A 23315-nucleotide genomic window follows, 5' to 3' on the forward strand; every position below is an offset into this window, starting at 1 on the left:
CTACCTGGTTCTTATGTAGGGAGGCGCTGAGAGGCGCCGGTAGTTTGAAGTGCTTCTGGGTACAGGAAGAGTAACCGTCGGTTACCACCTATGTTGCACAAGTAATTGAAGGGGTGCTTTATGCCCAAGATGAAGAGCAAGAGTAGCGCTAAAAAGCGATTCACGGTTCGCGCAGGCGGAACGATTAAACGAGGTCAGGCTTTCAAACGCCACATCCTCACCAAGAAGACCACAAAGAATAAGCGTCACCTCCGTGGTTCCACAGAAGTTGCGAAAGCTGACGTTAAGTCAATTCGCTCTATGCTTCCATACGCTTAACCTCAGACTAGATTAGGAGAATTAAATGCCAAGAGTCAAACGTGGGGTTACAGCAAGAGCCCGTCATAAGAAAATCACCGATGCAGCTACAGGTTACCGTGGCCGTCGTAAGAACGTATTCCGTATTGCTAAGCAAGCGGTTATGCGTGCTGGTCAATATGCATATCGTGACCGTCGCAACAAGAAACGTGTATTCCGCGCTTTGTGGATTGCTCGTATCAACGCGGCAGTTCGTCAGCATGACATGACCTACAGCGTATTCATGAATGGCATGAAGAAAGCTGCAATCGAACTCGATCGCAAAGTACTTTCTGATATGGCCATTGCTGACAAAGCGGCTTTCGCTGCTTTGGTTACTCGGATCAAATCCGTAGTAAACGCTGCAGCTTAATCTTAGTTTTCTAAACTAAGCTGCAATGGTTTCTCTCGACCACATTGTCGAGGATGCTAAACGTGATTTCCTCGGGGCTGCCGATGCGGCAGCTCTAGAGGACGCGAAAGCCAAGTATCTCGGTAAGTCAGGTGTTCTCACTGAGCGTTTAAAAGCGCTTGGTGGAATGTCGCCTGAGGAGCGCAAAAGTGCTGGCGCCCAAATTAATCAAATCAAAACCCAAGTAGAAGCTGCATTACAAGAGCGTCGCCAAGCTTTGGCTGATGCGGTATTGATGCAACGTCTTGCGGCGGAGTCTATTGACGTTTCCTTGCCTGGCCGTGGCCAAGCAGTAGGTAGTTTGCACCCTGTGATGCGCACCTGGGAGCGTGTTGAAGAGATCTTCCGCTCGATTGGTTTTGATGTAGCGGATGGCCCTGAAATTGAAACTGATTGGTTTAATTTCACCGCCTTAAATAGTCCGGAGAATCATCCTGCTCGTTCCATGCAGGATACTTTTTATATCGACGGCAAAGATTCTAATGAGAAGCCTTTGTTATTGCGTACGCATACCAGCCCAATTCAGGTTCGCTATGCGAGCGAGCACGTTAAGAAATACGCCAATGCAGATGTGATGCCGCCAATCAAAGTGATTGCTCCTGGCAGAACCTATCGCGTTGATAGCGATGCAACACATTCACCGATGTTCCATCAGGTTGAAGGCTTATGGATTGCTGAGAGCGTTTCATTTGCAGATCTCAAGGGTGTCTATACAGACTTCTTAAGAACTTTCTTTGAAACAAACGAGTTGCAAGTTCGTTTCCGTCCATCCTATTTCCCATTCACAGAACCTTCTGCTGAAATTGATATGGCCTTTGGTAGCGGCAAACTTGCCGGCCGTTGGTTAGAAATCTCCGGAGCAGGGCAAGTACATCCAAACGTATTGCGCAATATGGGTATCGACCCAGAGCTCTATACCGGCTTTGCTTTTGGATCTGGCCTAGAGCGCTTGACGATGTTGCGTTATGGCGTTGACGATTTACGTCTCTTCTTCGAAAACGACCTGCGTTTCTTAGCGCAGTTCCCCGCATAACCAAATCAGCATTACTAAATCTTAGATCGCGCTATGCAATTTTCTGAATCTTGGCTCCGTCAGTATGTAAACCCATCACTTGATAGTGATACGCTTGGTCATGCAATGACTATGGCGGGTTTAGAAGTTGAAGAGCAGCATTCAGTAGCTCCAGCATTTACCAAGATTGTGATCGCACAAATTAAGTCAGCTGAGCAACATCCTGATGCAGACCGTTTGCGTGTTTGCAAAGTGGATGCAGGTACTGGTCAAGAGTTACAAATCGTTTGTGGCGCACCTAATGCGCGCGCTGGCATCAAGATTCCTTGTGCAATGGTTGGCGCTGAATTGCCTCCGGCAGAAGCGGGCGGTAAGCCTTTCCTGATTAAAGTCGGCAAACTACGTGGCGTAGAAAGCCAAGGCATGTTGTGTTCTGGTCGCGAACTCGGGTTGGGCGATGATCACGAAGGCATCTTAGAGTTGCCTGAAGATGCGCCAGTCGGAAAAGATATTCGTGAATACCTCAATCTTGATGATCAAATTTACGTTATTAAGTTAACTCCAAATAAAGCTGATTGCCTCTCATTAATGGGTATGGCAAGAGAAGTCTCAGCGATCACTGGTGCTGCACTCTGTGCGCCAAAATGGACGCCGCCTGCAGTAAAAATCGAAGATAAGCGCAAAGTCACAGTTGAGAGCAAAGAACTTTGCGGACGCTTTGCTGGTCGAGTAATTCGTGGTGTGAATCCGCAAGCTAAAACACCTGAATGGATCGTGCAGCGTTTAACGCGCGCAGGTCAAAGAAGTATTTCGGTATTGGTGGATCTTTCTAACTATGTCATGTTAGAAATGGGGCAACCTACTCACGTATTTGATATCGATAAATTGAATGGCGATATCAATGTTCGCTGGGCAAAAGCAGGTGAAACACTGGAGCTTCTCAACGGTCAAACAGTGACTTTGCAAGGTCCGGACTCTGCAGGCAAGATGCAAGAAGCAGGCGTTGTTGCTGATCAGAATGGTCCAGTAGCACTTGCAGGCATCATGGGCGGTAATCACTGCGCAGTAACAGATGACACTAAGAATATCTATGTTGAAGCAGCTTATTGGCTGCCTTCAGCTATTCAGGGCCGTGCTAGACGTTTTAACTTCAGTACTGATGCGGCTCACCGTTTCGAACGCGGCGTAGATCCACAAAATACAGTTAATTGCCTGGAATATCTCAGTGCTTTAATCATTGAGGTTTGCGGTGGTCAAGCAGGCCCAGTGGATGATCAAGTTCTCAATGTTCCAGAGCGTAAGCCGGTCAAAATGCGTTTGGCTAGAGCTGAAAAAGTCATCGGCATTCCACTAACAAGTGAAGTAGTGGCTGATGTATTTAAGCGTCTCGGTTTTGAATTCAAGCAAGAGGGTGATGCTTTTGTTGTTACGCCTCCAAGCTACCGTTTTGATATCGAAATCGAAGAAGATTTAATTGAAGAAGTCGCACGCATGTATGGCTTCGAAAATATTCCCGATCAACCACCGGTTGCTTCATTGAAGATGAGCGCTAAAGCGGAAGCAAAGCGTGGTGTTCATTTACTGCGCCAGCGTTTAGCTTTGCAAGGCTACCAAGAGGCGGTGAACTTTGGTTTCACGGACCTTGAAAGTGAGCAGCGTTTAGCGGGTGCTCAAGAGCAAGATCTCATTAAGGTGCTCAATCCAATCGCCAATCAATATGGCGTGATGCGTAGCAATCTTTGGGGTGGTTTACTAGCTAACCTTAAAGCTAATTTAAACCGCGGAGCAGGTCGTGTACGTTTGTTTGAGACTGGCCGCGTATTCAAGCGTGACCCTAATGTGCAAGAAGAAGCCGGCAAAGTAGCAGGCTTTCATCAGCCGCAAAAAATCGGCGGTCTCGCTTATGGATCCTTTGTGCCAGAGCAGTGGGCCAATGCAACGCGTGCAGTAGATTTCTTTGATGTCAAAGGTGATCTTGAGCGCGTTTTAGATCCGCTACATTTCGTCACAAAGGCTGCACAACATCCAGCACTCCATCCTGGTCGTTCAGCTCAGGTGATCTTGAAGATTGGCAAAAACAATGTTGCCATTGGTTGGATTGGTGAATTACACCCAGGCTTACAGCAAGCTTATGAACTTCCCCAAGCGCCAGTATTGTTTGAATTAGATTTAGAGCCTATTCGTGAACTCGGTTTACCTGTGCCCGAAGAGTTAAGTAAATTTCCTGCGGTGCAACGAGATTTGGCATTGGTGGTAAAACAAAGTATTTCTGCGCAATCTTTGCTAGATGTTATGGCTGCAAGTAAACAGAATTTTGTCCGTAATATTGAGCTCTTTGATGAGTTCAAGCCAAAGGCGGGCTCGACCAGCATGGCGGATGATGAAAAGAGTTTGGCTTTCCGTGTCACCCTGTTAAACCCTAATGAAACATTGCAAGATCCCCAAATTGATGCAGTAATGGCTGCTTTATTGGCTGCCGTTGAGAAAAAGTGTGCAGCCCGTTTGCGCTAGGTTTAATATTAGGCACAAATCAAATAAATAATTAGTTACCAAAGAGACTGGCAATGACCGAATTGATTTCTAACGATACTGTTACTAAGAATGAGCTTTCAGAGGCCCTCTTTGATCAGGTTGGATTGAACAAGCGTGAAGCGAAAGATATGATTGACGCTTTCTTTGATCGCATTGGCCAATCACTTGAGACGGGCGTAGAAGTAAAGATCTCCGGTTTTGGTAATTTTCAGTTGCGCAATAAATCGGCTCGTCCTGGCCGAAATCCAAAGACAGGTCAAATGATTCCGATTGCTGCTAGACGCGTAGTAACTTTTCACGCCAGTCAAAAGCTTAAAGATGTAGTGGAGTCACATGCTCGAGAAAACCGAGTTTGATGCTGGCTCAGCGCTGCTGAGCTCTCAACTTCCCCCAATACCTGCCAAGCGCTACTTCACTATCGGTGAAGTAGCAGATTTGTGCGGCGTTCGTTCGCATGTCCTGCGTTACTGGGAACAAGAGTTTTCCCAGTTAAGTCCGCAAAAGCGACGTGGTAACCGTCGCTACTATCAGCATCACGAAGTTGTCCTAATTAGAAAAATCCGCTCACTTCTCTATGAAGAGGGCTTTACGATTAGCGGTGCACGCAATCGCTTGGAAGAAGCTCGCGGCGACCTTCGTCTGCGCGAAGAATTGCAAGCAGTTCTGCAGATTCTCTCTAAATAGTTACTGATACAATTTTGTCTTTCGTCGGGGCGTAGCGCAGCCTGGTAGCGTACATGCATGGGGTGCATGTGGTCGGAGGTTCAAATCCTCTCGCCCCGACCATTCAAATTCATCCCATACTTTCTAAATTCATTTCATGACAAGCACTGATAAAACCACAGAGTATTTTGGACTCAAGATTCCGTTTTTGGCACACTTAGGCGTAGTTCCTGAATATGCAAAAGATGGCAAGTCTCGGATCAGCCTGGATATTAGGCCGGAATATGAAAATAGTTTTGGCATAGCCCACGGCGGGGTCATTATGACCTTGCTCGATTTTGCGATGGGAGCAGCAGCTAGAAGCACTACCGACGTTCCTCTTGGTGCAATGACGATTGATATGACCGTCAGCTTTTTACGGCCTAGCGTGGGCAAAATCGCCGTTGAAGGCACCATTTTGAAGCCAGGCAAAACCATTAACTATTGTGAGGCGATTGTTTTGAATGAGGCAGGGGAGATAACCGCTAAATCCAGTGGAACCTTTATGCTCAGAAAATCGAGTGCACCTTAATTAAGCATAGTATTTATAAAGATTATGTCTTTTATTTAATTTAATTGATATAGAACTAATAAATATAGGTGAGTAATCTCAATAATATATATTGTCAGGTAATTTAATTTATATATAATCACTCTCTAATACGGTTTATGTGTATCGTATAGAACAACTTATTATTCGGAGAGTGAAAACAATATGCCTTCTTATAAAGAGCTTTTAGCCCAACGCGAGCAGTTGGATAAACAGATCAAAGAAGCAATTGCCCTAGAAAAGGCAGATGGTATCGCCAAGGCAAAGTTAATTATTGAGCAATACAACCTAACGGCTACTGACTTATTTAGCCGTAAAGCTGGCGTTAAGAGTGCTGGCGGCAAGGTTGCCCCTAAATACCGTAATCCTTCTACAGGTGAAACTTGGACTGGTCGCGGCAAAGCGCCTAAGTGGATAGAGGGTAGAGATCGCAGTAGTTATTTAATCTAAATCCTTGTTTTATTTGGGATTTAATACAAAAGGCCGCAAATAGCGGCCTTTTTGTTTGGATCGGCGTCCCCATCTAGTTACATGCTAGGCACACTTCCTAGCAAGGGCCTCAACAAATAGGGGCTCTAATAATTCATGCCTGCTTCCGTGGGCCCAGTTTCCCTCTGCTTCTGGATTGGTGGCTGGATAGCCAATAATGAGCGGATTGAGGTCAATAAGGCCATTTTCGAGCTCTTTTTTGATGCTTTCGCTTAATGGGGGTTTGCCGCCTGAATTCTCATCCACAAGAGTGACTACGCCAGGATGTAGCTTAATAAAACCTTCATCCACTAGAATAGGTATACGCTGTGTGTCCTTGTTTTTACTCAAATAATGTATCAAATGGACTTGCTCTACCGGCGGAATAAGGGCGTCTAAAAAGATCAAATCGGGGGCTATGGATACGGCTTTCATGAGACCCTCAAGGCTATCAACTGCCATTTCCATATCCACTTTGAGCTGCCAATCGGCAATGGCCTCTATTAATTCTTGCCCATTTTCAGATCTTCTAAATATCCCCATGGCAACGCAGTTTTGGGTTGTCTTTTGACGCATTGCTCTCTTTCTGCGTTGTAACTGCTGCTCCAACGAGCTGGCCAATATCCGGCGGTGTCCCCCCCGAGTCTTCCAAGCAATTAATTCACCCAATTCCACCATTTTCTGAACGGTGCCCAAGGAAACTTGTAAAACCTTGGCGCTTTGGCGGGTGCTGAGATATTCCGTTTCTGGGGTAATTGATTTCATATTTCCCTTAATTTCATTTAATTGTTTGAAGATTTAGAGAATAAAAATCAAAATCATTTGAATCTGTCGGCAATCCTTTAAAGAGGGGTAGGAAAGTTCTTATTAATTGCTCTAAATAGGGAGATACCCCCAAAACCCCTTAAATCAGGGAAAGCCCTTTATGTATCAATGGTCATTCGTGTTAAATTACTGTCGTAGTACCGGTATTTGCACAGATCAATTCGTGAAGCGGTATAGCCGTAGAGCGGATGGTTTTAACCACAGTTTTTAATCGGGAAACCCGATGAAAGGTGAGCATCATGATGCAGGATCAAAGAGATAACTCCTATCTCTTCGGCGGAAACGCCCCCTACGTAGAGGAACTCTACGAATCCTACTTGCACGATCCAGCTTCCGTAGCTGATCATTGGCGAGATTATTTCGATAACGTGAAGCAGGTTCCAGCAGTTGATGGTTCATCTCGAACTGACATTGCACACGGACCGATTGTTGCTTCATTTGCTGAGCGCGCTAAGCAAGGTCCTATCAGAACGATTTCTGATTCGGCTGACTCAGAGATGGGCCGCAAACGCGTTGCTGTTCAGCAGTTAATTGCCGCGTATCGTAACGTCGGTAATCGCTGGGCAAACTTAGATCCATTAAAGCGGACAGAGCGCCAGGATATTCCTGAGTTAGATCCCGCTTTCTATGGCTTTACTGATGGCGATATGGATATCGTCTTCAATACAAGTAATACATTCTTCGGTAAGAACGAAATGTCTTTGCGCGACTTGCTCCAAGCTTTGCGCGAAACATATTGCGGCACAATTGGTGTCGAGTTCATGTTCATTGCCGATCAAAAGATTAAGAAGTGGTGGCAAGAGAAGTTGGAGTCCATTCGCTCAACTCCACAATTTAATGTGGAAGAGAAGCGTCAAATTTTGGATCGCGTTACTGCTGCTGAAGGTCTAGAGCGTTACCTCCAGGCTAAGTATGTTGGTCAAAAGCGCTTCTCCTTAGAGGGTGGCGAGAGCTTTATCGCTTGTATGGACGAGTTGATTCGTGATGCAGGTAATAGAGGCGTTCAAGAGATTGTTATTGGTATGGCCCACCGTGGTCGTCTCAACGTATTGGTAAACACCTTGGGCAAAATGCCTAAAGACCTGTTTGCTGAGTTTGAGCACAAAGGCCCTGAAACATTGCCTGCGGGTGACGTGAAGTATCACCAAGGCTTCTCAAGCGATATTTCTACTCCTGGCGGTCCGGTTCACTTGTCATTAGCATTTAACCCATCCCATTTGGAGATCGTTAACCCAGTGGTTGAAGGATCTGCACGTGCTCGTATGGAGCGTCGCGGTGATATGTTGGGTGATCAAGTTATGCCAATCTTGGTTCACGGTGATGCTGCGATTGCAGGTCAGGGTGTGATGCAAGAAACATTGGCGATGTCTGAGGTTCGTGGTTACTCAACTGGCGGCACAGTGCACATTGTGATTAACAACCAAATCGGTTTCACAACTTCTGATCCACGTGACTTGCGTTCTAGCTTGTACTGTACCGACATCATGAAGGTTGTTGATGCGCCTGTATTGCACGTGAACGGTGATGATCCTGAGGCGGTAGTCTTGGCAACCAAGTTGGCTGTTGAGTTCCGCATGAAGTTCCATAAAGACGTGGCGATTGACATTATCTGTTTCCGTAAGCTTGGTCACAACGAACAAGATACGCCTGCAATGACCCAGCCATTGATGTACAAGATCATTGCTGCACACCCTGGCACACGTAAGCTATACGCCGACAAGTTGGAAACTCAAGGCGTATTGCCGGCCGGTACTGGTGACCTGATGGTCAAAGAGTATCGCGCTGCAATGGACGAGGGTAAGCAGACATCTGATCCGGTATTGAGTAACTTCAAAGGTAAGTTTGCTGTGGATTGGTCTCCATTCTTAAATAAGAAGTGGACTGATGAAGCTGATACAGCTATTCCATTGACTGAGTGGAAGCGCTTGGCTGAGAAGATTTCTACTATTCCAGAAGGCTTCAAAGCGCATCCATTGGTTGCTAAGGTTTATAACGACCGCGCAGCAATGGGACGTGGTGAGACAAATATCGACTGGGGTATGGGTGAGCACATGGCTTTCGCATCCTTGGTTGCAAGCGGCTACCCAGTTCGCTTGTCTGGTGAAGATAGTGGACGCGGCACCTTTACTCATCGTCACGCGGTATTGCATGAGCAAAACCGTGAGAAGTGGGATACCGGTACTTACATTGCGCTTCAGCATGTCACTAAGGATCAAGCACCGTTTGTGGTGATTGACTCCATTCTTTCTGAAGAGGCAGTTCTTGGATTCGAGTACGGTTACGCTGCTGCTGAACCAAATACTCTCACTATCTGGGAAGCTCAATTCGGTGACTTTGCTAACGGCGCACAGGTTGTTATTGACCAGTTCATCGCTTCTGGAGAAGTGAAGTGGGGTCGTGCCAATGGTTTAGTGATGATGTTGCCGCACGGTTATGAAGGTCAAGGCCCAGAGCATTCCTCTGCACGTCTTGAGCGCTTTATGCAGTTATGCGCTGATACCAATATGCAGGTTATTCAGCCGACTACCGCAGCGCAAATCTTCCACGTATTGCGTCGTCAGATGATTCGTCAGTTCCGCAAGCCGCTGATCTTGATGACACCAAAATCATTGCTGCGTAATAAAGAAGCTGCATCACCTTTATCTGAATTTACAAAAGGTGGTTTCCAGACTGTTATTGGTGAGCGTGATGAGTCTATCGACGCAAAACAAGTCACCCGTTTGGTAATGTGCTCTGGCAAAGTCTATTACGACTTGGTTAAGCAGCGTGCCGAGAAGAAGATTGGCGATGTTGCCATTATTCGCTTGGAGCAGTTGTATCCATTCCCGCACAAAGCAGTGACTGCTGAAATGAAGAAATATCCAAAGTTGGAAGACGTGGTTTGGTGTCAAGATGAGCCACAAAACCAAGGCGCTTGGTTCTTCGTGCAACACAATATCTTGGAAAACATGTCTGATGGCATGAAGTTGGGCTATGCAGGCCGTCCTGCATCAGCATCACCAGCTTGTGGTTATGCCCATCTCCACCAAGAACAGCAGAAGTCTTTACTGAATGCGGCATTTGCCAAACTCAAAGGTTACGTGATCACGAAATAATCGTCTTCATAACTCAACATACACATATATAAACAGGATTAATCATGGCTATTTTCGAAGTTAAAGTTCCACAACTCTCCGAGTCAGTTGCTGAAGCAACTTTGTTGCAATGGAAAAAGAAGGTTGGCGACGCTGTTGGTCAAGACGAGATCTTGATCGAAATCGAAACAGATAAAGTGGTTCTCGAAGTTCCGGCTCCATCTGCTGGTGTTTTGACAGAAATCGTTGTTGCTGACGGCGGCACTGTTGTTGCCGAGCAGTTGATTGCGAAGATCGATAGCACTGCTGTTGCAGCCGCAGCTCCTGCTGCTGCCGCACCTGCACCAGCTGCAGCTCCAGCGCCTGCTAAAGCTGCAGCTCCTGCTGCTAAAGCTGGCGCAGCCGCAGCTCCTTCAGCTGCAAAAATTCTTGCGGAGAAGGGTGTCGATGCTGGGCAAGTTGCTGGATCTGGTCGTGATGGTCGTATCACTAAAGGTGATGCATTAAATGCTTCTGCAGGTGGTGCTAAGTCTGCCGCATTGCCAAGCGCGCCAATTCCAACTGGTGATCGTCCAGAAGAGCGCGTTCCAATGAGTCGCTTGCGTGCTCGTATTGCTGAGCGTTTGCTCGAGTCTCAAGCAAACAACGCCATCTTGACTACATTCAATGAAGTCAACATGGGTCCAGTGATTGCCTTACGCAATAAATACAAAGACCAGTTTGAGAAGACTCATGGTGTGAAGTTAGGTTTCATGTCTTTCTTCGTTAAGGCTGCAACACACGCTTTGAAGAAATTCCCACTCTTGAATGCTTCTGTTGACGGTAATGACATTGTTTACCACGGTTACTTTGATATCGGTATCGCTGTGAGCTCACCGCGTGGCTTGGTGGTTCCAATTCTGCGTGACGTTGACCAAATGAATTTGGCTGACATCGAGAAGAAGATTGCTCAGTTCGGCACTAAAGCTCGTGAAGGTAAGTTGTCTATTGAAGAGTTGACTGGCGGCACATTCTCCATCTCTAACGGTGGCGTATTTGGCTCCATGCTTTCTACTCCGATCATCAACCCGCCACAGTCCGCTATTTTGGGCATTCACGCTACTAAAGACCGTGCTGTTGTTGAAAATGGTCAAGTAGTTGTTCGCCCAATTAACTACCTTGCTTTGTCATACGATCACCGCATCATTGACGGCCGTGAGGCTGTACTTGGTTTGGTTGCCATGAAGGATGCGTTGGAAGATCCTTCACGTCTTCTCCTTGATTTGTAAGAAGGGAAGATCATGAGCCAAGCTTTTGACGTAGTAGTAATTGGTGGTGGCCCTGGTGGCTATATCGCCGCAATTCGTGCAGCGCAACTCGGTTTCAAAGTTGCCTGTGCCGAATCTAATTCTTATGATGATCCTAAGGGTGAGCCACGTTTAGGTGGTACATGTTTGAACGTCGGTTGTATTCCTTCTAAGGCCTTGTTGGCTTCTTCAGAGGAGTTCGAGAAGATCAATCATCATGCTGCTGATCACGGAATTAAAGTAGGTGCAGTTAGCATCGACTCTAAGAAGATGATTGCCCGTAAGGATGACATCGTTACGAAAATGACTGGCGGTATTCAGTACTTATTCCGCAAGAACAAAATCACTTTGTTAAAAGGCCATGCTTCATTTGAAGGTAAGGGTGCTGATGGCTATCAAATCAAAATTGATGGCAAAGACAAAGAAACTGTTACTGCAAAGAATGTAATCATTGCAACTGGTTCTAAAGCGCGTCATCTTCCAGGCATCACAGTAGACAACGTGTTGATTTGCGATAACGAAGGTGCTTTGAAGTTTGATTCTGCCCCTAAGAAATTGGGCGTTATCGGTGCAGGCGTCATTGGCTTGGAGTTAGGTTCTGTATGGCGTCGTCTTGGCGCTGAAGTGACTGTGCTCGAAGCTATGCCTTCATTCTTGGCTGCTTGCGATGCTGGCATTGCAAAAGAAGCGCAAAAGTTGTTTGCTAAGCAAGGTTTGAGCATTAACACTGGCGTAAAAATTGGTGATGTGAAAGCTGACAAGAAGGGCGTAGTAGTTAATTACACTGACAGCGCTGGTAAAGCCGCAAAGTTGGAATGTGATCGCTTAATTGTTTCTGTTGGTCGCGTACCAAACACCGATAAATTAGGTTTAGATAAGATTGGTCTTAAAGTCGATGAGCGTGGCTTCATTCCTATTGATGACCATACTTGCGCAACTGCAGCGCCTGGCGTTTACGCTGTTGGTGACGTAGTGCGTGGACCAATGTTGGCACATAAAGCAGAAGACGAAGGTGTCTTGGTTGCTGAAGTGATTGCTGGTCAAAAACCACATATCGATTACAACTGCATTCCTTGGGTTATCTACACTGATCCTGAGATTGCATGGGTTGGTAAAACAGAACAGGCACTCAAAGAAGCTGGTGTTGCTTATAAAGCAGGTCAGTTCCCATTTGCTGCTAACGGCCGTGCGTTAGGCATGGGTCGCGCTGATGGTTTCATCAAAGTATTAGCTGATGCTAAGACCGATGAGATTCTTGGCGTTCATATCATTGGTGCCAATGCTTCCGACCTCATTGCTGAAGCAGCGGTAGCTATGGAATTCAAAGCAGCAGCAGAAGATATTGCTCGTATCTGTCATGCACATCCAAGTTTGTCTGAAGTGATGCGCGAAGCAGCGTTAGCGACAGACTCACGTGCATTAAATATGTAATTGAAAACCATTGAGTTTTACCAACAAGAGTTAAAAGCGCGCGGGTATCAAAGTGATCCCGCGCAGCTTCGTGCTGTTGAGCGTTTGCAAAAATGCGAAGACGAATGGATTGCCTACAAGGAAATCCGCAGCAATAAGCTGAAGAAAAAGATTTTTAAGCCAAACCTCCCTCGTGGTCTTTATCTATGGGGTGGAGTAGGTCGTGGCAAATCCTTCTTGATGGACTGCTTTTATGCAGCTTCTCCCTTAGAAAAAAAGATCCGCATTCACTTTCATGAGTTCATGCGTGAAGTGCATCGCGAACTCCATGAGTTATCAGGCTTATCCGATCCCTTAGATGAGCTAGCAAAGCGTATTTCTAATCGTTATCGCTTGATTTGTTTTGATGAGTTTCATATCAATGACATTGCCGATGCAATGATTTTGTATCGGTTACTAGATGCTCTTTTTGCAGACCGCGTACAGTTTGTGATGACCTCTAACTATCGTCCTGACCAGCTTTATCCAAATGGCTTGCATCGTGATCGATTGCTTCCCGCCATTAAGCTGCTCGAAGAAAAATTAGATGTATTAAACGTTGATGCGGGCAATGATTACCGTCGGGTACAGATGGCCCAAGTTGAGGCTTACCTGACTCCCGTTAATGCTGAAACACAAGCGACCCTAGGTCAAATGTTCCAAACGCTGATTGGTAATCAAAAAGAGACGCGCAATCCTATTTTGAATATTGAGTCCCGTGAATTACGCCCTTTGCATATGGCTGATGGCGTAGTTTGGTTTGATTTCAAAACCCTATGTTGCGGTCCTCGTTCGCAAAACGATTACCTGGAGATTGCTAACCAGTTTCATACGGTAATTTTGTCTGGGGTGCCCTACATGCCCCCAAGAATGACAAACGAGGCCCGGCGCTTTATTTGGTTAATTGACGTCCTGTACGACCACAAGATCAAGCTAATCATCTCAGCAGAGGTTCCAGCCCCGGATTTGTATACAGAGGGTCAAATTACTGCTGAATTCTCCAGAACCGTGTCCCGTTTGATCGAGATGCAGTCTCGTGACTACCTGGATGCACCGCGCCGGGTAATTGATACCAGCTTGACCTAAAATAGGGTCATGAGTAGCTTTTCACCCTTTAATGCCGACTTGCATTGCCATTCAGTGATTTCTGATGGCACTTTGACGCCTGAAGAATTGGCGGAACGCGCCAAAGCGAATGGTGTGCATTTGTGGGCGCTAACTGATCATGATGAACTCGGCGGACAGAAGCGCGCTAGAGAAGCAGCCAGCGCTCTCAATATTGATTATCTCGGTGGTGTTGAAATATCCGTGACTTGGATGGGTGAGACTATTCATATTGTTGGACTTGGTATCGATGCGGAGCATATTGGAATTATTGAGGGCTTGCGTCAAACGCGTGATGGTCGCGCGAATCGTGCGCAGCTGATGGCTGAACAATTGCTCAAGGTAGGCATTCCTGGTGCCTATGAAGGTGCGCTTCATTTTGCCGGCAATCATGAGTTGATCTCCAGAACTCACTTCGCTCGTTTTTTGGTGGAGCAGGGCGTGTGTCGCAATACAGAGCATGTATTTAAAAATTACTTGATAGAAGGTAAGCCGGGATACGTTCCTCATCAGTGGGCCAGTCTAGACAATGCTGTTCACTGGATTAAGTCCGCAGGGGGTGTAGCAGTGATTGCTCATCCAGGTCGTTACAGCAGGTTAAACGCCATGCAAATGGACGAACTCTACAAACACTTTAAGGACCTAGGCGGCTTGGCAATTGAGGTTATTACTGGCAGTCATAGTCCAGATCAATATAAAACCTTCGCAAAGATTGCACAGCAATACGGCTTCTTAGCTTCCCGTGGATCAGATTTTCATGATCCGAATGAAAGTCACATTGACTTGGGTAACTTGCCGCATTTGCCGGACCATCTCACTCCAGTATGGTCTGCCTTTCATTAATTGCCGACCACTCAATTCATTACTCCCTAATCACTTAGAAAAAGAAAACAGATGTTTGCAGAACGCGTTCTCTCTGGCATGCGCCCAACCGGTAATTTGCACTTAGGTCACTACCATGGTGTTTTAAAGAACTGGGTGCACTTGCAGTCCGAATACCCTTGTTTCTTTTTCGTAGCGGATTGGCATGCATTAACTACCCACTATGAAACCCCGGATGTGATTGAGCAATCTGTATGGGACATGGTGATTGATTGGTTGGCAACAGGTGTAGATCCTAATCAAGCCACTTTGTTTATCCAAAGCAAAGTGCCTGAGCATGCTGAACTTTTCTTATTACTTTCTATGGGAACGCCATTGGGTTGGCTGGAGCGGGTGCCTACCTATAAGGATCAGATTGAGAAGCTAAAGGAAAAGGATCTCCAAACCTATGGGTTCCTAGGTTATCCGCTATTACAGGCCGCTGATATTTTGATTTATCGCGCCCAGTTTGTGCCTGTAGGTGAAGATCAGGTGCCTCACGTAGAGATGACTCGTGAAGTAGCTCGTCGCTTTAATTACTTGTATGGACGTGAGCCTGGCTTTGAAGAAAAGGCATTAGAAGCTGTTAAAAAATTAGGTAGCAAGCGCGCCAAGATGTACGCTGAATTGCGAGTTGCTTTTCAGGAGCGTGGAGATGATGAAGCTTTAGAACAAGCAAAAGCATTGTTGCAAGAAGCGCAAAGTCTATCTATGGCCGACCGCGAGAGACTCTTTGGTTTCTTGGAAGGTGCTCGCAAAATCATTCTGCCTGAACCGCAAGCATTACTGACAACAGCATCACGTATGCCTGGTATCGACGGACAAAAAATGTCCAAGTCATACGGCAACACTATTAGTATTCGTGAAAATCCAGAGGATGTGATTAAGAAGATTCGTACGATGCCTACAGATCCTGCACGTGTACGAAGAACTGATGTGGGTGATCCAGCACGTTGCCCAGTTTGGCAGCTTCACACCGTTTACTCCAATGAAGAGACAAAGCAATGGGTGGATAAGGGTTGCAAGTCAGCAGGTATTGGATGTCTTGAATGCAAGCAGCCCGTAATTGATTCTATTTTGGCGGAGCAACAGCCTATGTTTGAGCGTGCTCAGAAGTACTTGGATGACCCTAGCTTGCTGCGTTCCATCATTGCTGATGGTTGCGATAAGGCGCGTAAGGTTGCGCAAGAAACTATGCGCGAGGTTCGTGAAGCAATGGGCCTGGCTTACGATTGAGAATTCATGTTGCCTAATGCGCATGATGTGATTTCCAACGCTTCCCCCTGGGTGAAGCGGTTTTCTCCGCTTATTCCAAAGGGTGGGGTTGTTTTGGATTTAGCGTGTGGATCTGGGCGTCACTCTGAGTGGTTGGCAAATGCTGGTCATCAGGTGTTAGCCGTGGACCAAAATATTTCCGTTGTTCAAGCTTTGAATAATCCCCTCATTACCCCAAAGTGTTGTGATCTTGAGCAGGCAGCATGGCCCCTCGATAACTTTGCCTTCAGCGCCATTGTGGTGACCAATTACCTCTATCGCCCACATTTAGACCAGCTGCCCAAAATGCTACAAGAAGGGGGCGTCTTAATCTACGAAACCTTCGCCCTAGGGAATGGGGAATTTGGTAAGCCATCGAACCCGAATTTCCTGCTAAATCCAGGGGAATTGTTGGCATTTGCCGCTTCCCATGGGCTTAAAGTAGTGGCTTATGAGGACATTTATGTGGACCAGCCCAAACCAGCTATGGTTCAGCGCCTATGCGCCGTAAAAGGTGAGCTAAAACAGCGCATTCCGTTACAATTTCAGGGTTAAGACAGCTAAAAATCGGTGCATATTCGGTGACAAATACAGCTCATTCCAAAGGTAGTAAAAAGCCCATTGCTGGCAGCATGCCAGCTATTGTTACCCCGATGTTTGAAGACGGCAGTCTGGATTACGCCAGCTTGCGTTCTTTATTGGATTGGCATGTAGCAGAAGGTACTGACGGAATTGTGATTGTTGGAACTAGCGGCGAATCACCTACGGTTTCTGTTGAAGAGCATTGCGAACTCATTCGTGTAACGGTAGAGCAGATTGCAGGACGTATTCCCGTGATTGCAGGTACTGGTGGCAATTCCACTATTGAAGCGATTGAGCTAACTAAATACGCTAAGCAAGTCGGCGCTGATGCCAGCTTGCAAGTAGTGCCGTATTACAACAAGCCTACACAAGAGGGTATGTATGCCCACTTTAAAAAGATTGCTGAGTCAGTAGATTTGCCGGTAATTTTGTATAACGTTCCCGGAAGAACAGTTGCTGATTTGGTTGGCGATACCGTAGTGCGTTTAGCTGGTGTGCCAGGCATTATTGGTATTAAAGAGGCTACAGGCAGCTTGGAGCGCGGAACTTTATTGATCAATGATCTTAAGCGCGCCGGGCATCAAGATTTTTCAGTCTTCTCTGGAGATGATTTAACAGCCGCTATGTTGATGTTGATGGGTGGCAAGGGCAATATTTCAGTTACAGCCAACATTGCGCCACGCTTAATGCATGAGTTGTGCGTTGCTGCTATGTCCGATGATGTGAAGCGAACACGTGAAATTCAATATCAATTGATTGCAGTTCACAAGGCGATGTTTACAGAAGCAAACCCAATACCAGTGAAGTGGGCTCTGCATGAGATGGGTAAGATTACCTCTGGCATTCGTTTGCCATTAACCCCTTTAAGCAATTCCCTTCGTGAGCCATTAAAGGCAGCTTTAAAACAGGCCAACTTATTATGATGAATTTGCTTCAATCCATCCGTCGATATCTATCGATTATTGCTTTAGTCACTTGTAGCATTGCACTTTTAAGTTCATGCAAGTCGGTGACCAGCAGCGATACAGTTGACTATAAGAGTGCTGGCGCGGTTCGTGGCCCTAATCTGTCATACCCCCCTGATTTAATTACTGCGCAAGCAGATCGCCGTTACATTGTTCAAGATGGCACAGCCACCATGTCTGAATACAATGCCGCGGTTAAGAAATCTGCACAGATGCGTAGCAACGTCATGACTGGTATTCCTGGTATGCGGATAGCGCGTGATGGTGAGCGTCGTTGGTTGGTTGTAGAAAAGCCAGCGCCTGAGCTTTACCCACAGGTAAAAGATTTTTGGCAAGAGAATGGTTTCTTGCTAGTCGTTGACTCACCATCAACTGGCATTATGGAAACTGACTGGGCCGAGAATCGCGCAAAAATTGCGCAAGATTGGATTCGTTCAACTATTGGCGGCGCCTTGGATTCTGTTTACGATACTGGCGAACGCGATAAGTACAAAACTCGTCTTGAAGTTACAAAGCCTGGTGAAACAGAGATTTACATTACTCAGCGCGGTGCAATCGAAAAGTGCACCTCCGACGGCAGCGGAAACTGTATTTCTACTATTTGGACGTCGCGCCCTAATGACCCTGAGTTAGAGGCTGCTTTTTTGGCGCGCTTGATGGAGCGCCTGGGCATGACTCAAGAGCAAGCAAAAGCAATGGTAGCAACACCTCTAGGTCCTAAAACTCCAAAAGCGAAGTTTGTACAAGATGGCGCTAATCAGGCTCATATTGAGCTCGGCGTAAGCTTTGATCGCTCTTGGCGGGATGTTGGATTGGCTCTTGATCGATCAAACTTTACCGTGGAAGATCGTAATCGTACTGCCGGTGTTTACTATGTACGCTACGTCAATCCTAAAGAATTGGGTGATACCAAAGGCTTCTTCTCAAACTTATTCAGCAGCAAAGATGATTCAAGCTTGAAGGCAAAAAAATATCAGGTTGTTGTAAAGAGTACTGGTGAGAATTCTGCGAATGTTTATGTGCAAAACGCCGAAGGTAAGCCTGAAAATACGCCTGCTGGATTCCAGTTATTAACCTTGTTAACAGAGCAACTCACAAGGTAATTCGTTTTTTACAGCAAATAAAAAAGCCGCTTTTCAGCGGCTTTTTTTCTTCATGAAGAAGATTACTTCTTAGCGTCAGCAGCAGGAGCAGCTGGAGCTGGAGCAGCAGCAGGAGCTTCAGCAGCTGGAGCAGCTGGGGCAGCAGCAGGAGCAGCTTCAACAGGCTTTGCTTCTTCTTTTTTACCGCAAGCGGCCAAGGCGATTGCTAACATAGCAGCGAATACGAGTGACTTCTTCATTTATAAATTCCTTTAAAAAATTAACAACAATTACCGGTAATTGTTCTCTGGATAAACCAAGGGATAGTCCCTAGGTAGTTTCCAGTATTTATTATATCCATCTCTGAAATCAGCTCTCAAAAGTAAGCCAGCCAGCCAAATAAGCCTCATAAAGGCTTGATTTATCAAGACTTTGGATTTTGGCCTTGGCAAGTAATTTTGATGCCGATAGGGTCTGCCAAGCGCGGGTAATCGCTGGACTCTGTGCTTTTGTCATTTCTTCCCCGTTGCAATAAACCTGCTTATTGAGGGTCAAAATACGGGTTTGCGGATGGGGGATGAGCCTGCTGGATTCAAGCGCCTTCTGAAATTGCTGTGGGTTTAGAGGCCTATTTGGAGACTCAAAGATTGCTTGTTGCTTGGGTTCTGACAAGTAGCTAGTAATGCCAGGCAAGAAACCATTAATTTGATCGAGTTTTAATTCTTTGAGTTTAGAGCGCAGCTGTTGAATCAACTCCTCGGGTAATTGTTCGGCGCTGTGAGTTGCCTTTTGTTTTGGATCTGCAAATTTCCTCTCCAGGTCTGGAATATCCTCGAGAGATTCAGCTAAGCGCCATAATCCTTCTTGCAATAATTCTTTAAAACTAGGTGAACGGAATCCAACTGACCAAGTCTGGCAACCTGGATCTAAAGCGATACCATCATGCGCAATGTGTGGCGGCAGATATAGCATGTCACCAGGTTCTAGTATCCAATCTTGCTCGGGCTTAAAGTGCTGCAAGATCTTCAGTGGTAACTTGGGATTGAGGCTGAGGTCTTTCTGTTCTGAAATGCGCCACTGCCTTCTGCCGGACATTTGAATAAGAAAGACGTCATAAGAATCAAAGTGTGGGCCAACGCCACCCCCAACACCAGCAATGCTAATCATCAAATCATCAAGACGAGCATCTGGAATGAAGCGAAACCAAGATAGTATTTTTGCGGCAGCAGGATGATGTGCCTCCATGCCCTGAAACAACAAAGTCCAGTTAGGCTTATCTATAGAGGGTATTGCTTGCTTGGAAAATGGCCCATGATCAAAAGTCCAAGGCTTAGCCTTTACTAAGCGTGACTCGACGTCTTCATTTAATGCAAATTGCAGCAATTGTTTTGACGGAATGGGGCTATCCAGTGGCTCGCCCTGCTGGGCAGATAGGCCAAATGCAGGAATCGCCCCACGGATCAGCAGGGGCTTTTTATGCCAATACTGCGTCATGAATTGATCTGGGCTAATACCCCCTAATAAGGCCCAGGATTTACCTAGAGGCAGCTTTGCTGGGGCTTGGGGTGGTTGATAGGGTTTGCTCAAGTAAAATGAGGTCATAAAGATATAGATGCTTTTAGAAACTGATTAAAACCGAATGTTCGACAAATTCCGCATGAAGATTGAAAAAAATACTATCGTATCCCTTCGCTATAAGCTAACCGATGCACAAAATAATGTCATCGAAGAGCCAGATTCTCCGATGGTATACCTGCACGGTGGGTATGAGGGTACTTTTCCGAAAATTGAAACTTTGCTCGATGGTCAAGATGTTGGCTACGAGGCTACGATTCAGTTGGAGCCCAACGAGGCTTTTGGTGAATACGATCCGGAGCTTTTGAAGATCGAACCCCGCACACGCTTTCCAGAACCGTTGGAAGTGGGTATGCAGTTTGAGGGCGTTCCTGATGCTGAAGAGGATGCAGCTGCAGATGATGCGGATGATGAGCCGCTCATTTATACCGTGACCGATGTTGCTGACAACCAAGTAGTTTTAGATGGCAATCATCCATTGGCCGGCATGGCTTTGCGTTTTTGGGTGCAGGTTGAAGATGTCCGTGCCGCCACTGATGACGAGATTGAAAATCGCCATCCTGAAGGCGGAGAGAGTTTTTCATTTGGCATGCCTAATGACGATGATGGTGATGACGATGAAGAGTTTCCAGGTGGTGCATTAGGTGGCAACGATGCAGGGCCACGCACACTGCATTGATTTAAAAGCCTACAGACAAAATTAAAGGGATAGCATGCTATCCCTTTTTTCTTTGCAACATCCATAACCAGGAATTACTCTTTCAACCATTCTTTAATGGCGTCTAAATCACGCTTGGTGTCGCTTGAGCTAGCATCTGCACTATCTGGGCTGTTGTTGAGTTTGGCAAGGGCCTTTTCTAGCGCTGCAATCTTAGCTTCCTGCTCAATCGTTGCATCAATCAAGCCTTTTAGCGCCATGGATACAGGGTCATCAATATTAGGTGTGATGCCATAAGCGGAGAAGTATTCTTTGGTTTTGCTATCGGCGCTTTGCGGTAAATCTGGATGCAATATACGTGCAGGAATACCAACCGCAGTAGCACCAGCTGGAATTTCTTTGAGTACTACAGCATTAGAGCCAACGCGTGCACCATCGCCCACAGTAAATCCACCGAGAACTTTTGCACCAGCACTCACAACGACGCCTTTGCCCAGAGTGGGGTGACGTTTCACGCCTTTATAAAGCGATGTGCCACCTAATGTGACCCCCTGATAAATGGTGCAATCATCACCAATTTCAGTTGTCTCTCCAATCACAATGCCTAGGCCGTGATCTAAGAAAACTCTGCGACCAATCTTGGCACCCGGATGAATTTCGATACCAGTTAAAAAGCGCGAAAACATGGAGAGTACGCGTGCAATCCATTTCAGGCCAAGATTCCACAAAAAGTGGGAGACGCGATGCAACCAAACTGCATGCAGGCCTTGATAGCAAGTAATGACCTCGAGGCGGTTCCGTGCTGCAGGGTCTCTGGCAATGATGGAGTCGACTTGGTCGAAGAAGGAATTAGACATAAATTGATTTTAACGGGATGTGCTTATTTTCTCAGGAGCATCTGTTTTGCTATCCCTCGCAACAGATCGATTTCTTCCTTATGCAGACGACTTCGGGCAAATAGGGCTTGAATGCGTGGCATCAGTTTCTTCGGGTTTGTGGGATCTAAGTAGCCGATGGCCTCAAGTCCCTGGCGCCAATGCTCGAGCATGGCGGCAACTGCTGCAGGATCGGCAAAATCAGCCATTTCTTCGCGATTGGCTAAGGCGTTACGCTTACCGTCATGCTGGGTAAGCGTTTCTCTGAGGGTATAGGCGCAGACCATCAGCGCCTGGGCAAGATTGAGCGAGGGGTAATCGGGGTTGGCATCCAGCCAGACTCTGTGGGTGCATAAAGCCAAATGCTCGTTATCTAGCCCCGTTCTTTCTGGGCCAAAGAGAAGTGCCACCTGTCCACCGCTCTGGACTGAACCCCCAATCAGGGCCTTAGCAGATTCCCAATCGATAGCGGGCGGACCAAACTCTCGGTCACGGCTGGTGAGACCCAAAACTAGCGAGCAGCCCTCGATGGAGGTGGCTAAGGAGTCGCTCTCTATGGAGCCCTCTAGAACGTCTGCAGCACCGCTAGCTAGGGCTATGGCTTCAGGATGGGAAGCAACCCCCTTGATCTTTGGATTAATCAATCTGAGATCGCTAAAACCCATGGTTTTGAGGGCGCGAGCAGCTGACCCCACGTTTCCTGGGTGACTGGTTTCGACTAAAACCCAGCGGAGTAATGCGGATGTTTCGATATTCATCAAGGCGCTTTAGGCTGGTTAATAGGGGGTAATAAACGCTAATCGTTTAGAATCAATCTGTTAGCTTCGTATTGTCATGCAATTTACCCTAGTTGTAGGCATTACAAGGAGCTTGTTCTTATTTAATTTGTCCATCAATACTATGCATCCCATGTTAAATGTGGCCGTGAAGGCCGCCCGTCGCGCTGGAACAGTGATTAATCGTGCTTCCTTGAATTTGGAGCGCTTGCAGGTTGACCGCAAGCAACACAACGATTTCGTAACCGAGGTGGACAAAGCCGCAGAAGCGGCCATCATTGAAACGCTCAGCGAGGCCTATCCAACCCATGGATTTTTGGCTGAAGAAACTGGTGAGCGTAATGCTGATGCAGAAAATGTGTGGATCATTGATCCGCTAGATGGCACCACTAATTTCATTCACGGATTTCCTCAGTATGCAGTTTCGATTGCGCTTGCAGTTAATGGCGTAACTCAACAAGCGGTTGTGTATGACCCAACACGCGATGAGTTGTTTACAGCGACACGTGGAGCCGGCGCCTATTTAGATCGTCGGCGTTTGCGTGTTGCCACACAAGATCGTTTGGCTAATTCTTTATTGGGAACAGGCTTTCCTTATCGTGAAGATCAGGACTTAGAAAAGTATTTAAAAATCTTTGGCGATATGTCACGCCAATGTGCGGGTCTGCGTCGTCCGGGTGCCGCATCTTTAGACTTGGCTTACGTAGCAGCTGGCCGTTACGATGGTTTCTTTGAGAGCGATCTCAAACCCTGGGATATGGCTGCAGGCGCTTTGCTGATTACTGAAGCAGGTGGTTTGATTGGTAACTATCGCGGTGAGGAAGGCTTCTTACAAAGCGGTGAAGTGATGGCAGCAAATCCGCGCATCTTTGCACAAATGGTGCAAACACTTTCTAAATACTCTGCTTCTTAATTAAGAAACCGAATTAAGTAACCG

Annotated in this window: 24 protein-coding genes and 1 tRNA gene; 20 read left to right on the forward strand and 5 right to left on the reverse strand. The window is 46.5% G+C overall.

Translation table 11 applies throughout. The features are described 5' to 3' along the window. The first annotated feature begins 120 nt into the window (after nucleotides 1-120). The 9 genes from rpmI to JaK3_RS05040 all read left to right on the forward strand — a co-directional run bounded on the left by rpmI (nucleotide 121) and on the right by JaK3_RS05040 (nucleotide 5994). The gene (rpmI, locus tag JaK3_RS05000; RefSeq protein ID WP_011902674.1) at nucleotides 121-318 is read left to right on the forward strand and encodes a 50S ribosomal protein L35; all 198 of its coding nucleotides are present in this window, start codon (nucleotides 121-123) and stop codon (nucleotides 316-318) included. 25 nt (nucleotides 319-343) lie between these two features. Beyond that, nucleotides 344-709: a 50S ribosomal protein L20 gene (gene rplT / locus JaK3_RS05005; protein ID WP_011902675.1), complete on the forward strand. Its 366-nt coding sequence runs from the start codon at nucleotides 344-346 to the stop codon at nucleotides 707-709. Between the two features lie 25 nt (nucleotides 710-734). Continuing rightward, entirely contained in the window at nucleotides 735-1781 is a 1047-nt protein-coding gene (gene pheS, locus JaK3_RS05010) for a phenylalanine--tRNA ligase subunit alpha (protein WP_068321506.1), read from the forward strand. A gap of 33 nt (nucleotides 1782-1814) precedes the next feature. Next, nucleotides 1815-4271, forward strand: coding sequence for a phenylalanine--tRNA ligase subunit beta (gene pheT, locus JaK3_RS05015; protein ID WP_068321509.1), 2457 nt, complete (start codon nucleotides 1815-1817; stop codon nucleotides 4269-4271). A gap of 53 nt (nucleotides 4272-4324) precedes the next feature. Beyond that, nucleotides 4325-4648 carry an integration host factor subunit alpha gene (locus tag JaK3_RS05020; protein ID WP_068321512.1) on the forward strand — a complete coding sequence of 108 codons (324 nt, stop codon included), beginning with the start codon at nucleotides 4325-4327 and terminating at the stop codon, nucleotides 4646-4648. Next, nucleotides 4626-4976: a MerR family transcriptional regulator gene (locus JaK3_RS05025; RefSeq protein WP_068321516.1), complete on the forward strand. Its 351-nt coding sequence runs from the start codon at nucleotides 4626-4628 to the stop codon at nucleotides 4974-4976. Before JaK3_RS05020 ends, JaK3_RS05025 begins: the two co-directional genes overlap by 23 nt. Nucleotides 4977-5001: 25 nt before the next feature. Further along, nucleotides 5002-5078: transfer RNA gene (locus JaK3_RS05030), tRNA-Pro, on the forward strand. 34 nt (nucleotides 5079-5112) lie between these two features. Next, the gene (locus JaK3_RS05035) at nucleotides 5113-5526 is read left to right on the forward strand and encodes a PaaI family thioesterase (protein ID WP_068321519.1); all 414 of its coding nucleotides are present in this window, start codon (nucleotides 5113-5115) and stop codon (nucleotides 5524-5526) included. 183 nt (nucleotides 5527-5709) lie between these two features. After that, on the forward strand, nucleotides 5710-5994 hold the full coding sequence (locus JaK3_RS05040; protein ID WP_068321522.1) for an H-NS histone family protein: 285 nt from the start codon (nucleotides 5710-5712) through the stop codon (nucleotides 5992-5994). Nucleotides 5995-6078: 84 nt separating this feature from the next. Here JaK3_RS05040 and JaK3_RS05045 read toward each other — a convergent pair whose 3' ends face one another. Further along, nucleotides 6079-6777 carry a helix-turn-helix domain-containing protein gene (locus tag JaK3_RS05045; protein WP_068321525.1) on the reverse strand — a complete coding sequence of 233 codons (699 nt, stop codon included), beginning with the start codon at nucleotides 6775-6777 and terminating at the stop codon, nucleotides 6079-6081. 299 nt (nucleotides 6778-7076) lie between these two features. On the opposite strand from JaK3_RS05045, the gene JaK3_RS05050 reads away from it, so the two are divergent. The 9 genes from JaK3_RS05050 to bamC all read left to right on the forward strand — a co-directional run bounded on the left by JaK3_RS05050 (nucleotide 7077) and on the right by bamC (nucleotide 18515). Continuing rightward, nucleotides 7077-9932: a 2-oxoglutarate dehydrogenase E1 component gene (locus JaK3_RS05050; protein ID WP_068321528.1), complete on the forward strand. Its 2856-nt coding sequence runs from the start codon at nucleotides 7077-7079 to the stop codon at nucleotides 9930-9932. A gap of 44 nt (nucleotides 9933-9976) precedes the next feature. After that, the gene (odhB, locus tag JaK3_RS05055; protein ID WP_068321531.1) at nucleotides 9977-11179 is read left to right on the forward strand and encodes a 2-oxoglutarate dehydrogenase complex dihydrolipoyllysine-residue succinyltransferase; all 1203 of its coding nucleotides are present in this window, start codon (nucleotides 9977-9979) and stop codon (nucleotides 11177-11179) included. Nucleotides 11180-11191: 12 nt separating this feature from the next. Further along, nucleotides 11192-12628 carry a dihydrolipoyl dehydrogenase gene (gene lpdA / locus JaK3_RS05060; protein ID WP_068321534.1) on the forward strand — a complete coding sequence of 479 codons (1437 nt, stop codon included), beginning with the start codon at nucleotides 11192-11194 and terminating at the stop codon, nucleotides 12626-12628. Further along, nucleotides 12629-13732: a cell division protein ZapE gene (zapE, locus tag JaK3_RS05065; RefSeq protein ID WP_068321537.1), complete on the forward strand. Its 1104-nt coding sequence runs from the start codon at nucleotides 12629-12631 to the stop codon at nucleotides 13730-13732. It begins immediately after the preceding gene. A 9-nt stretch (nucleotides 13733-13741) separates the two neighbouring features. Next, complete coding sequence (locus JaK3_RS05070; RefSeq protein WP_068321541.1) at nucleotides 13742-14593, forward strand: 3',5'-nucleoside bisphosphate phosphatase; 852 nt, start codon at nucleotides 13742-13744, stop codon at nucleotides 14591-14593. Between the two features lie 51 nt (nucleotides 14594-14644). Continuing rightward, entirely contained in the window at nucleotides 14645-15847 is a 1203-nt protein-coding gene (locus JaK3_RS05075; protein WP_068321544.1) for a tryptophan--tRNA ligase, read from the forward strand. Nucleotides 15848-15853: 6 nt separating this feature from the next. Beyond that, on the forward strand, nucleotides 15854-16420 hold the full coding sequence (locus tag JaK3_RS05080; RefSeq protein WP_068321547.1) for a class I SAM-dependent methyltransferase: 567 nt from the start codon (nucleotides 15854-15856) through the stop codon (nucleotides 16418-16420). Between the two features lie 77 nt (nucleotides 16421-16497). Further along, entirely contained in the window at nucleotides 16498-17370 is an 873-nt protein-coding gene (gene dapA, locus JaK3_RS05085; protein WP_068321634.1) for a 4-hydroxy-tetrahydrodipicolinate synthase, read from the forward strand. Then, nucleotides 17370-18515, forward strand: a complete 1146-nt coding sequence (bamC, locus tag JaK3_RS05090; RefSeq protein ID WP_167345989.1) for an outer membrane protein assembly factor BamC — start codon at nucleotides 17370-17372, stop codon at nucleotides 18513-18515. Before dapA ends, bamC begins: the two co-directional genes overlap by 1 nt. A 62-nt stretch (nucleotides 18516-18577) precedes the next feature. Here bamC and JaK3_RS10735 read toward each other — a convergent pair whose 3' ends face one another. Next, complete coding sequence (locus tag JaK3_RS10735; RefSeq protein WP_167345990.1) at nucleotides 18578-18754, reverse strand: hypothetical protein; 177 nt, start codon at nucleotides 18752-18754, stop codon at nucleotides 18578-18580. A gap of 109 nt (nucleotides 18755-18863) precedes the next feature. Beyond that, a complete protein-coding gene (locus JaK3_RS05095; RefSeq protein WP_068321553.1) occupies nucleotides 18864-20096 on the reverse strand; it encodes a cupin domain-containing protein in 1233 nt (410 codons plus the stop codon). A 55-nt stretch (nucleotides 20097-20151) separates the two neighbouring features. Here JaK3_RS05095 and JaK3_RS05100 point away from each other — a divergent pair, with 55 nt between their 5' ends. Next, complete coding sequence (locus JaK3_RS05100; RefSeq protein WP_068321637.1) at nucleotides 20152-20748, forward strand: FKBP-type peptidyl-prolyl cis-trans isomerase; 597 nt, start codon at nucleotides 20152-20154, stop codon at nucleotides 20746-20748. Between the two features lie 74 nt (nucleotides 20749-20822). Here the strand turns inward: JaK3_RS05100 and cysE are convergent, their stop codons facing one another. Next, entirely contained in the window at nucleotides 20823-21584 is a 762-nt protein-coding gene (cysE, locus tag JaK3_RS05105; protein WP_068321556.1) for a serine O-acetyltransferase, read from the reverse strand. Between the two features lie 23 nt (nucleotides 21585-21607). After that, entirely contained in the window at nucleotides 21608-22360 is a 753-nt protein-coding gene (locus JaK3_RS05110; protein WP_068321559.1) for an RNA methyltransferase, read from the reverse strand. A gap of 142 nt (nucleotides 22361-22502) precedes the next feature. On the opposite strand from JaK3_RS05110, the gene JaK3_RS05115 reads away from it, so the two are divergent. Beyond that, nucleotides 22503-23291 (forward strand): inositol monophosphatase family protein, encoded by a 789-nt coding sequence (locus JaK3_RS05115; RefSeq protein ID WP_068321562.1) that lies wholly within the window; start codon nucleotides 22503-22505, stop codon nucleotides 23289-23291. The last annotated feature ends 24 nt before the right edge of the window (nucleotides 23292-23315 follow it).

This window comes from Polynucleobacter yangtzensis, from assembly GCF_001595965.1.
Classification (GTDB): Bacteria; Pseudomonadota; Gammaproteobacteria; order Burkholderiales; family Burkholderiaceae; genus Polynucleobacter; species Polynucleobacter yangtzensis.